Consider the following 12674-nt stretch of genomic DNA (forward strand, 5'->3'; position numbering starts at 1 on the left):
GAACTACTATGGAAACTAATGTCATTAATATTATAATCTGTATTGTAACCGTAAGTGCTATTTTTTATAGAATATATAAAATAGCAGCCTATCCATTCCTTATTAATTTACTCCTTTGCGGTTTGCTGTTTTGGGCTATTTTACCCACGAACCCATCTCTGGAAGAAATAGCAACTATATTCCTCTATTTAGGTTGTCCCCTTATTTTGAGTAATACCGTTTTCTATGTATTTATACCTAAAAAAGATATATCAAATACTGAGACTAAATACCAGGTGCATTTTAAAGCCGAAAACGGCAAATTTAAGATCGCTAACATTAAGCGAGGAGTTTCCATTATTGGCGCTGCAGGAAGTGGAAAAACAGAAAGTGTAGTTTATAACATTCTGGAGCATTTTAGCAAAAATTCTTTCTGCGGACTAATACACGATTATAAGGATTATGAGATTACCGAAATGGCCTATCCCCTATTCCAAAACCCGAATTTGCCATTCTATATTCTATCATTTGATAAAATTATCCATCGGGTAAATCCTATTGCCCCGAGATATATGGAGAATGAAGAAGATATTAATGAGGTGTCAAGGGTTCTTATAGAGAACCTGCTAGAACAAAAAGAGTCTGGTGCCACTGGAGTAGGTAAATTTTTTAATGATGCCGCACAGGGGTTAATATCTGGTCTTATATGGAAACTGAAAGTTTCTTTTCCGGAGTATTGTACGCTCCCTCACTTGATTGCAATCTACCAATATTTAGACACTGATGAACTCATAGATTTCTTGAAATCCAATCAGACTTCTCGTGCTTTTGCAGATGCTTTTATAAGCGGAAAAGATTCCGAAAGACAAACCGCTGGAGTAAAAAGCACACTTTCTACTGCACTAATGAAGATAAGCAGTAAACGTATTTTTATGGCACTGGCAGCTGATGATATTCCTCTGAATATAAATAACCCAGAGAACCCGGCTGTGATTTCTTTAGTAAATAATCCGAAATACGATTCCGCATATTCCCCTGTCATTGCCACGGTAATGCATACCATTGTAAAGCAAATGAGCGTGCGGCATTCCAGATCATCTTTTCTTCTAATTGAAGAAGCTCCAACAATTAGATTATTAAATATGCATCGCATCCCAGCCACTCTTAGGAGTTATGATATAGCCACGGTATATGTGATGCAAGATAAGATTCAGAACGATATGATGTACGGAGATAAAGCCAGCAAGGCAATTTTAAGTAATCTGTCCTATCAGTTCTTCGGAAAAGTGAATGATCCTGATACAGCTAGGTACTATGAAAGATTTTTTGAAATTATAAAAGATGAAACCAAAACAGTGATGCGCGGGACAGGTTTAGATTTTGATACTAGAATATCCACGGGGGAAAAAGAGATTTCTAAGGTTAGAGCAAATGTGTTTTTTAGTTTAAAACAAGGAGAATTTGTTACTTATGCTGATGGAAAAGATAAAAAAGTTCAATTTAAACAGCAGAAAATTGAAAGGGCTTTACCTGAAATGAACCAATTTTTTTCAGAGGAAGAAGTTAATGAAAACTATAAAAAGATATACCGGGAAGTTCGTTCCATTTGTAAAGGTAAAAAAGCAAAAAAGGAGGGGGCTTGATAGCTTTCACCCTCGCGCCCCCGTTTAAAATAAGTCCCTAATATTCTACGACTAGTAATTAATTAATATATTCTGAAACCAAGTCTTTAGTAATTACTTGAGCCATATATCGAATATAGAAATAAAACTAAAATAAATACTATGATTTAGTTTAGTTTTATCTCGTGCCCTGTAAAGTCTGGTTACTCTGTCATTTTCATACGTAACTGTTTAGAATTATGTAGCCCTTATTCAGGACGAGTCCATATTGCTTACAACGGCGGTTCACAATAAGAGAAGTAGCGAGTAGGAATGTAGATCTGAATTCACGAATAACAAAACCAATATTGAATTCTTGAAAAATAGCAAATGTATCTGAGTTTTGACATTCGCTTATATTAAAAAAATCATTGTACGAAAGACTATTTTTAGAAAGTATCCTTAAACAACAATTTATAAAAAAATGGCTGTGTATATTCACACAGCCATTTCTCAAACTAATCAGGGTTTTCTTCTTAGATTTTTCGTTTACGAATTACTAACTGATACACACAAGGAATTACAACCAGATTTAAAACCGTGGCTGATAACAAACCACCCAAAATTACTACAGCCATTGGGCTTTGTATTTCACTTCCGGGTTCGTCTCCTTTTAAGGCTAAAGGTATCAATGCTAATCCTGTTGTAAAAGCTGTCATAAGAATAGGATTCAATCTATCTAATGCTCCTGTTTTTATTAATTGAAAGCCTTTCATACCTTCTTTTCTCAAATCCTCATATCGAGACACCAATAAGATACCGTTACGAGTGGCTATTCCAAACAAACTGATAAAACCAATAGTAGCTGCAATACTTATAATGCCTGAGGTGAAATACACAATTAAGATTCCCCCAATTAATGCTAAAGGCAGATTGATTAATACTACAAATGCCAATTTCACATCTTTAAATTCATAATACAGTAACAGAAAAATAATAGCTATGGCAATGATTGCGGTTACCAAAAGCAATTTCGAGGCCTTTGATTCGCTTTCAAACTGACCGCCATATTGCACACGGTAACCTTCTGGCATTTTTACATTCGTGGCAACAACTTCCTTTATTTCGTTTACTGCACCACGTAAATCTCTACCTTGAACGTTGGCAGCTACTACGATTTTGCGTTGTACATCTTCGCGATTAATGGTATTTGGACTGCTTACCGAAGAAATCGTTGCCAATTCGCCCAAAGTGGTTTGACCCCCATTAGGCAGACTAATTAAGGTGTTTCCTATATTTTCTATGTCATCCCTAAATGATTTTTCGTAGCGAACTACCAAATCAAAATACTTCTGTCCTTCATAAATCTCGCCAGCTTCTTCACCTGCAAAGGCAATATCTACTTGTTCCATTAAATTACCTACCGTCATTCCATAAGCCGAAAGAATTTGGCGTTTTGGCTGAATGCGTATTTGCGGCACTTCAACTTGTTGATCAACTGCTACATCTACTAAACCATCGATTTCTTTGATATTTTGTTCCACGCTTTTCCCAACTTCAAAAAGCTGCTGCAAATCTGAACCAAATATTTTAATGGCAATATTGGCTCGCGTACCTGAGAGCATATGGTCTATACGATGTGCAATAGGCTGTCCCAGTGTTATATTGACACCTGGAGCAATACTTAATTTATTTCGAACTTCCTCAAAAAACTCTTCTTTGGTCTTGTCCTCCAAAATAAAGGGAACGTCAATTTCAGAAGCATTTACACCTTGCGCGTGTTCGTCTAATTCGGCACGCCCTTGTCTTCGTGTTACAACTTCCACTTCAGGTAAATCCAGTAAAATTGTCTCTATTAAATTTCCTGTTTTGTTGCTCTCTTCTAAAGACATTCCGGGTGGGCCAACGACACTAATTACCATAGAGCCTTCATTAAATTCAGGTAAAAAACTTCTTCCTAATTGTGTTAATGCCAACATACTAATGATGAAAGCAATAACTGTTACACCAATAATAGTTTTAGGTATTTTAGTGGCACGTTCCAAGAGGTTGCCATAATACTTTTGTAACCAACGTTCTACTTTTGTTCCTTCTGCTTGCTTTTTTAAAAGCTTTTCATTATCTAATAAATAGGAGCATAAAATTGGTGTAACGGTTACTGCAACGATTAGTGATGTTAAAACTGAAGTTACAAATGCTATTCCTAATGGCTGTAATAAGCGTCCTTCCATACCGCTTAAAAAGAATAATGGAATAAAGGACACAATAATAATCAAGGTTGCAATAATGATAGAACTTCTTATTTCTACGGAAGCATCACGTACAACTGTTAGAGTTGATTGACGTTCTTCTTTTGGTTTTCTAATGTTTTCGCGCAAGCGTTTATATACGTTTTCTACATCGATAATAGCATCATCAACCAATGCACCAATAGCGATTGCCATCCCCCCTAAACTCATTGTATTAATTGTATAACCCAACCATTTTAAAATAATGATAGACACCAACAATGAAATAGGAATTGCTAATAATGAAATAAGTGTCGTTCTCCAATTCATTAAAAAGATGAATAAAATAATCATTACGAAGAATGCACCTTCCAATAAGGTTTGATTTAAGTTACTGATGGAAGCATCAATAAAATCTGACTGTCTAAAGATTTGACTTTTGATGTTGACGCCTTTAGGCAAGGTTTTTTGTAAATCGGCAATGGCTTCATCCAATCGGTCTGTCAGTTCCAAGGTGTTTACATCGGGTTGTTTTGAAATAGTCAAAATAACTGCTGGTTTTGCATTTAAAGAACCGTCGCCAATTTTATCGGCAGCACCAATTTGAACAGTTGCGACATCTTTTATTTTGACGGTTTGCCCATTCACTTCTTTTAAAACAGCTTCTTGTAAATCTTCCAAAGCATAAGCTCTACCGCTACCTTTTATGATGTATTGATTCCCATATTGATTGATAACGCCTCCAGGTGCATTGGTGTTAGCTTCCTTAACGTGCTCTACCAATTCAGAAAGACTCACGTTGTAATACTTCATCTTTTCAGGATTGGCAAAGACCTGGTATTGTTTATAATCACCTCCAATTACCACTACATTGGCGATACCACCAATGGCTTTTATACGTGGTCTGATTGACCAATCTGATAAGGTTCTTAATTCCATTGGAGACAGGCTATCCGAAGTTACACCTAATAACATTATCTCGCCCATAATGGATGAAATAGGCGCCATAGTCGGTGCGCCAATGCCTTCGGGTAAATTTTCACGAACCATCGGGATGCGTTCACTTACAATTTGCCTTGCACGATAAATATCGGTTCCCCATTCAAATTCTACCCAAACAATGGAGACTCCTGCTGCCGATGAAGAACGGATTCTTCTCACATTAGGCGAACCGTTTAAGGCTGTTTCCAATTGATAGGTTACTAATTTTTCTACTTCTTCAGATTCCATTCCGTGCGCTTCTGTAAGTATTGTTACCGTTGGCGCAGTAAGGTCTGGGAATACATCTACGTTCATTGTTTGAGTATAGTAAATACCCAACACGCTCAACGCAACTGCTCCCAACAGAATGAGTAGTCTGTTATGAAGTGAAATTGATAATATTTTATTTAACATTCTCTTCTGTTTTTAATGTTCATGACCGTGAGCAGGTGTAGAACCCGACATTGAAGCCATTTTAACTTGGTATGCACCAGTTATTACAACCACTTCACCTACTTCTAGACCTTGTAGTATTTCTACATTTTCTCCATTTCTTTTTCCGATTTTCACAGGTCGCCTTTCAAAACTTTCACCTGAAAGTTGAACAATAACCGAATAACTTCCATAGTCTTCCAATAAGGCATTAACAGGAATCATTGTGTTTTGGGTAGCACTTCCCATCGCTATTTGAACTGGCGTTAAGCTTCCTTCTGGCATATCGATCTCTACATTTACTTGAGCAAAAACTGAAATCAATGGATTTTCCCGCTCTACATCTTTACCGATAGAAAGAATTTCGCCATCGCCATCGGTTATGTTTGCCCAATGGCCATCTGTGGTTTGATACCAAATACCTTGTACATTCTCCATTGTAAGTCCATAATTAGGTGCTAATTGTGTTTTTAGTACTTTGGATTGGTGTGTACCAATAGATAATAATCCTCTGCCTTGTTCTACATAATCGCCATTGGAAACCGTAATTGATTTGATAAAACCGTCGAAAGGTGCACGGATTTGTTTGCTTCCGCCTGAAACTCCTGATGCTAACGATTGATAATTGGATTTAGCTATTAAAAAATTGCTTTCCACTTTTTCAAATTCAGCTTTTGGGACAATTTTAGATTCGTACAATTCCTTTTTACGTTCGTATTCTGCTTTAGCCTGTTCAAAATTGGCACGTGCATTGGCAATTTCATTACTCAAATTATTAGATGACAGGCCTTGACTGTTTAAACTCATTAACAGTTGGCCTTGTTTTACAGCTGTACCTTCCGTGAGATTATTTACTTTGAAATCCACCACGCCATTAGATTTTGCTGCCAAGGATTTTACAGAACCTGGTGATGGCATCCAAACGCCAGAAGTATTGATGACATCGTAAATTTTACCCGAAACTACGGGTGCGGTTTGAAAATCGATTTTCCAAGCTTGCTCTTTTAAGAACGAAATGCTCCCATCTTCTTCGGCAGCACCTAATGCTTTTATAGCATCGTCGGCATTGGCATAAACAATTACATCATCAATCGTAATTTTATCTGAATATTCAGGTGTTTTCAATTCAAAAATAAGTTGGTAAGTCCCTGCTTCTTTAGGTTGAATTGTAGGCGAAAATATCCCTGGTGAGGATGGTGCATCAACAGTATTCCGTAATCCTTTATCGCCTTTTATCAGACTAACTGTAACCGAACCATCACGCACGGGTTGGTGCTTATCCAATACCGTAAAGTGGGCTGCAAATCTGCTAGAATTACCAACAATTAATGCAGGAAATTCTACAAATAATTCAGTTTTCTCTGTCCAAATGGTATGATCCAATCGTGGAATATCTTCTCCAAGATGACTACCATCTTCATTATGTGCGTGTGCGTCTTCTGTCTTGTTATTACAAGCCAGTGCCAAAAAGGCGAGCACTATTAGTATATATTTCATGTGTAAATATTTATTGTTTTTCAATCGGTCACATTTAACATCCATAAAATCATTACTTCGTGAGATAAAGATTTTAGTCATGGATGTTTCATCTTTTATATTTTTATTTTTTTAGTGGTCGTGGTGGTCAGCGCCATCATCGTGTTTGTGAGTTTCAGTTTTCATCTCCATAGAATCTTTTCCTACTTGAAATTCTTCCTGTTCCACAGCTTCTTCATCCATATGACCACCATCTGCATCGTGCTCATGACCGTGTTCTTCTGTAGTTTCTTTCTTTGTATCTCTACAGGAGGTTAGTGTGACCATTGAAACTATAGCTATTGCGAATATTATTTTTGAAATTTTCATAATTGTATATTTTAAAATTTATAATTGATGTTTTAATAATTGTGCTTGAAGCAGTTGTAATTCCCTTTCCATTTTCAGCATTTTGTCGGATGCATTACGGTAAAACTGAAGCTCCACATAATAATCCATAAACGAATATTCGCCCAACATATAGGCTTTTAAAAGCAATTGCTCACTATTTAAATTGCCCATTGCGAATTGATACTCATTGTATTTTTCGAGCATCAACTCGTATCGATTATAGATTTCCTGAAATTGTGCGTAAAGCGAGGTAGTGATTACTTCGGTATTAGATTGCTGATATTCATAATTTGCTTCGGCAGCTTTTACTTTGTTCTTGCTATTCCAAAGCGGAATAGAAATACCACCATAAAATCCAGAATTATTGTTACCACTGAAACCTTGATAATTATAGCCAAGGGCTAAATTTGGCAATACTTTGTTTTTCTCCAATTTTACTTTTTGAATTGAAGCAGCTTCAATAGCCTTCAATTCCTGCAATCGAGGTTCATTCGATAATTTTCCTTGCCAAAGATTTTCCATTGTACGAATTTCAAAAGACAAAACTAATTGTGAGGAAATGCCGTCAATAGGATTTCCACCATTCAATGTTTTTAGTTTGGACATTAAGATTTGGATGTCGCTGTCAATCTGTTGAACTACAAATTGCTCTTGAATCCAGGCAATTTTAGCCTTGTTCAAATCTAAGATACCAACTTGCTCTTTATTAAAAAGCTCCTGAATTTGTTCAAAAACCTGCTTGCTTTGGGTTCTCCTTTGGGTTTCAATCGCTTTTTGCTTTTGAAAGAAAGAAAGTTCTATTAAAAGTTCCTTGGCATTAAGTAACACTTCCTGCCTTCTTTTTTCATACCCGGATTCTAGCAGTTGTGATTTAGAGTCATTCCATTTACCCCGTGCAGCATATACCGAAGGAAATTCAAAAGATTGTGATATTTGATATTCGGTATAATTTCCAGTTGCATTATCGCCAAAAGGCAAATAAAAGCCAGAAAGCTGTGGGTCGGGCAAATTGTTAGTGCTTTTGTGTTCGAGTTGTTGGCTTTCAATATAAGATTGATAACCCTTTAACTCTGTATTATTCTGTTCTATTTCATTTAGTAGTTCCTCAATATTCTTAGTCTGTGAGAAACCAGTAACAAAGAACAGGCATCCGCAAATTGCGAATACGATGTATTTATTCATTGTTTGAAATTTTAGGTTTAATCTTAATTTATATATGGAATAATACCGTAGAGGTAAAATATTCCTAAATGATTAACCTAAAGTTGGTGGGCCTCGCGAATCGAGAGAAGAGCGATATTGGTCAAAATAGATATTGGGTGGAATATACACCCTAACCTTTTCAGCATCAACATAATTTAAAGAAATGCTATATTGATTTAACGAAATAGGAGCATTTATATGCTTTTTAACGTTTAATTGCTTGACACTACTTTCGTGTGTCACTAATATCTCATTAGAAACAACTGAATGTATGTGAACCTCCAAAAACAAATTTAAAAGTCCATTTTTAGAATTTTCCTTTTCAGGAACGTCTTGATGATGACTATGACTTTCGTGATGTGCAACAATTTTATGCGAGTGCTCAACTTCGTGCTGATGATGGCTATGAGGTACAACCTGATGCAAAAACAATAGGCAAAATATGCCTAAAAAGAAAAGTGCTTTTATGTGATTGTATTTCTGCATCAGTTACAAATGTAATTATTTAAAATTGGTTTTCGAATTTCATTTTTTTCAATAGAAGCTATTCCCGTGTGCAAAGTCAATAAATAGCTCATTTGTTTTTTTTTTGAGTTGGCGTTTTGGATTGGGAAGAATAAATGTGCTGTATGTGGGGAATACTTTTTTTGGTTAGGATTTTAATTGAAGTTAGTTTTTTTTCTTGGGCCTAAATGTCTTAGCGAAAGTAAGTAGGATAAATTAAAACACGAATTTGTCAGTTTAGTTTCTCTGCTACTCGGTCTATAAAACATTACTTTTCACTAGAATACTCGCTATATGCTTGTAACTGAATTAGCTGTTGTGCTTTGTTTTTCAGTCGTTGGTTTCAAAAAGCTATATGGATTTGTCCACAGGGGTTATAGTTATTGCTCCTTGTGTTATCTCGATTTTTTTAATAAATAAGCCTATTTGATCGTTGGACTGCTTTATTTTATCAATACCACGTATTTTATGGTAATTATTTAATTTTTCCGATTTTCTGCAAAAAGTTGTAGACCAAGTGGCAAAAAAATAAATGCCTGAGGAGAAATATGTTAACTTGGATCTATTAAATTTTATGCGTTTTTAAGTGTTTTATACACTTCATCAAAAATTTCAGGTCTGTCAGCAAGAACAATTAGTGTGTCTTTTGATTCTATTTTTGTTAAACCGTTTGGAATTATATAGCTATCATCTCTCTTTATCATTGCTATTATAGCATTCTTTGGAAAACCCAATTCTACAACTTTCTTATCTACTGCAAAGCAGTCTGAAGTTATTAAGAGTTCTTTCATTTCCGCTTTGGGATTTTCTGCTAAAAGCAAATCAGTTGCGGTCATTTTCTTTGCTTTTTCTGGTAATCCTACATTCAACCATTTTGCAACAATGGAAAGTGTAGTACCCTGAATTAATATGGATGTAACTGAAATGAAAAACACGATGTTAAAAATCATGTTTGCCTTATCAATTCCTGCCAAAAGCGGATAAGTAGCAAAAACAATAGGAACAGCACCTCGCAAGCCAACCCAAGAAATATAAAATCTTCTTCTCAATTTCATCTTGAAAAACATCAGACTGAGAAATACGGCTATTGGCCGTGCAATCAATATCAGGAACAATGAAATGAGTAATCCAATACCTAAATATGGAACGATTTGAGAAGGAAAAACAAGTAGGCCTAAAGTGAGGAACAGAACAATTTGCATTAACCAGGCCAAACCATCAAACATTCTCAAAATGGTTTTTTTGTGTATCAGGTCTTGGTTGCCTAAGTAGACCGCACAAATGTAAATTGCAAGAAACCCGTTACCACCAACAAAATCGGAGGCAGAAAATGTAATAAACATCAGAGCGATAACTAAAACAGGGTAAAGCCCTTCAAAGTCAAGTTTGATTTTATTAATAATGAATTTACTAAGCATACCGAAGGAAATACCTGCAATGCCACCCAAAATCATTTGTTGTAAAAACATAGGGATTATGGAGATAAAACTTTGGTCTTGATGGATTACCAAAGTTAAAAATGCAATAGTCAGCACATACGCCATTGGGTCATTACTTCCGCTTTCCAACTCTAAAGTAGGTCTTAGGTTAGTTTTTAATGCAAGACTTTTTGAGCGTAGAATTGAAAATACCGCTGCTGCATCTGTTGAAGATACTATAGAACCTAATAACAGACTCTCATAAATGGTAAAGTCAGTAACAAGCCATACAAATGTACCAAGAGAAATTGCTGTTAATAAAACACCTAATGTAGATAATGCTATTCCTTCCCAAAGAATGGGTTTCACGGTTGTCCAATTGGTATCAAGTCCTCCCGAAAACAAAATAAAGTTAAGAGATACTATGCCAATAAACTGAGCAAGTTTTGGATCATCAAAACGGATACCTCCAATTCCATCAGAGCCCGCCAACATTCCAATCGCTAAAAAGAGCAATAACGTAGGAACGCCAAATTTATAAGAAGTTTTACCGGCAAGAATACTTATAAGAAGTAATATAGAGCCAATCAATAAAATATTTTCAATCGTTAAGTTCATTCTATTTTACTCTCATATTTCACCTCGCAAAGGTATTATTTTTTAGTTCAGTTGAATATTTAAAAATAGCCGGGAATCCACCTGTATGCCAAAACAATACATTAGAATTAGCAGGGATTCTTTTTTCTTCAAGGAAATCTAACATTCCATAAAAAGCTCTTCCTGTATAAACAGGATCTAATAGAATACCTTCATTTTTTGCTAATTCATGTATGGCACTAATTTCATTGTTAGTGACAACACCATAGCCATCTTTATCATAATCTCTATTTAATTGAATATCTGAAAGTTGAATATTTTTATTGATATTTAATTTTTTTATTCCTTCTTTAATAATGTTAAAAACAACTTCTTCGAGAGAAAGACCATTTGTTTCATCTTTATCAATACTTATTGGAATCAACTCTGAATTTAATTCATAGATTTCTTTTCCAAGGGTGAGTCCTGCTTGCATACCACCAGAACTTGAAGCAAAAAAGATATAATCGATTTTTAATTTTTGTTCCATCAATTGCTCCTTTAGTTCCTTAACAGCATTAACGAATCCTAAAGCACCTGTGAAATTCGAACCTCCATATGGGATTACAAAACATTTGTTTCCTTCCTTTTCAAGCTTATTTTTTAATATTACTCTGTCCTCTCCTTTTCGGTTCTTGCCCGTAAAATGTATGTTAGCTCCTAGAATTGACGAAAGCAATAAGTTTCCATCATAAACTTCCGGTTTTTCGCCTCCTAAAAGTAAATGACATTTTAGTCCGGCTATAGAGCATGCTGCTGCAGTTTGTCTACAATGATTAGATTGTTGTGCTCCGGCTGTAATAATTGTATCGCAACCTTCATCAAGAGCTTGTTTAATAAGGTATTCTAATTTTCTAGTTTTATTTCCACCAGAGGCTAGTCCAGTATTATCATCTCTTTTAATGAAAATAGTATAATCAGGATATTTTTTTGATAATTTTCTTAATTCTTGAAGTGGAGTAGGAAAAAACCCTAAATTAAATTTATTGTTAATCATATTGTCATTTTGAGAGTTACTGCCAATAGTCTTGATTAATATAAGAAGTGTGGAATAGCGACATGTCATGATTGCCATCGGTATTAACGGCGTTTTTGTTTGGTAACTAGTCTCTAAAATATCGCTTTTATTTCATTTCTAAGCTAATTACTGGGAACCGTAGTAATGGGCTGACTTAATCTTCGAATTTTATACTTTTATTAAAGCTGCCGTGCGGTTAATTATTTCAAAGGTATATGTAATTCATATTGACGACTTCCATCTTTTGCGCTAATTTCAAACAGAATAATATTTAAAGTTGAATTTTCTCTTTTTTTGTGAGCTTCAATTGTAAAGTCAAATCTACCCCATTCAGGAGCTCCAGCATCAGTCATTTCGTAACCTTTTTTCAACTCGTTATGACCATCTTCTATTACCCAGTTAAAATTTGCTTCAAAAATTTGAGCTTCCCCTTGAATGCGGAATTTGTCGGATGCTATTTTTTCAACTATAACTTTGCGAAATCTTTGGTTAGCATATTCCTTCGCAATTTCGTTGTTGGTTTTTATAGGCTTATCTATTTGAGTTGAATCGCCGGAAATCACTAAATCATTGTCTTTTAATTCTTCATCTTTTTCGTGCTGATTATTACAGGAAAAAAGAATCAATAGTATTAAATACGCTATAAATTTCATCAAAATAGGTTTTCGTTTATGTCAATACTTTTACAGATCAAATCTAATTAACCAGATTGCATTTAAAGGTCTTAGTGGATGTAAAAAACGCGAATTAGGTGCCCAAACCGTTAATGCTAATTAACTTTTGCTATTTTAGAGGTTTAATAATACTC

At 35.2% G+C, this 12674-nt stretch carries 9 protein-coding genes; 1 reads left to right on the top strand and 8 read right to left on the bottom strand.

Annotated features, from left to right (window positions below; genetic code table 11):
• Positions 1–8: 8 nt before the first annotated feature.
• Positions 9–1622, top strand: coding sequence for a type IV secretory system conjugative DNA transfer family protein (locus tag ES724_RS02375; protein ID WP_146929049.1), 1614 nt, complete (start codon positions 9–11; stop codon positions 1620–1622).
• 494 nt (positions 1623–2116) lie between these two features.
• On the opposite strand, the gene ES724_RS02380 is transcribed toward ES724_RS02375, so the two are convergent.
• From ES724_RS02380 to ES724_RS02415, 8 genes are all read right to left on the bottom strand, one after another.
• Complete coding sequence (locus ES724_RS02380) at positions 2117–5203, bottom strand: efflux RND transporter permease subunit (RefSeq protein WP_146929052.1); 3087 nt, start codon at positions 5201–5203, stop codon at positions 2117–2119.
• Positions 5204–5215: 12 nt separating this feature from the next.
• Entirely contained in the window at positions 5216–6718 is a 1503-nt protein-coding gene (locus tag ES724_RS02385) for an efflux RND transporter periplasmic adaptor subunit (protein ID WP_146929068.1), read from the bottom strand.
• 111 nt (positions 6719–6829) lie between these two features.
• Positions 6830–7024, bottom strand: coding sequence for a hypothetical protein (locus tag ES724_RS02390; protein ID WP_146929071.1), 195 nt, complete (start codon positions 7022–7024; stop codon positions 6830–6832).
• A gap of 60 nt (positions 7025–7084) precedes the next feature.
• Positions 7085–8269: a TolC family protein gene (locus ES724_RS02395; protein WP_146929074.1), complete on the bottom strand. Its 1185-nt coding sequence runs from the start codon at positions 8267–8269 to the stop codon at positions 7085–7087.
• Between the two features lie 72 nt (positions 8270–8341).
• Positions 8342–8776 carry a hypothetical protein gene (locus tag ES724_RS02400; protein WP_146929077.1) on the bottom strand — a complete coding sequence of 145 codons (435 nt, stop codon included), beginning with the start codon at positions 8774–8776 and terminating at the stop codon, positions 8342–8344.
• A gap of 590 nt (positions 8777–9366) precedes the next feature.
• Positions 9367–10830, bottom strand: coding sequence for a potassium/proton antiporter (locus ES724_RS02405; RefSeq protein WP_146929080.1), 1464 nt, complete (start codon positions 10828–10830; stop codon positions 9367–9369).
• Positions 10831–10849: 19 nt separating this feature from the next.
• On the bottom strand, positions 10850–11845 hold the full coding sequence (locus ES724_RS02410; RefSeq protein ID WP_146929083.1) for a D-cysteine desulfhydrase family protein: 996 nt from the start codon (positions 11843–11845) through the stop codon (positions 10850–10852).
• A gap of 221 nt (positions 11846–12066) precedes the next feature.
• Positions 12067–12519 (bottom strand): Gmad2 immunoglobulin-like domain-containing protein, encoded by a 453-nt coding sequence (locus ES724_RS02415; RefSeq protein WP_146929086.1) that lies wholly within the window; start codon positions 12517–12519, stop codon positions 12067–12069.
• Positions 12520–12674 lie beyond the last annotated feature (155 nt).

It is taken from the genome of Gillisia hiemivivida (genome assembly GCF_007997295.1).
In the GTDB taxonomy this organism is placed as follows: Bacteria; Bacteroidota; Bacteroidia; order Flavobacteriales; family Flavobacteriaceae; genus Gillisia; species Gillisia hiemivivida.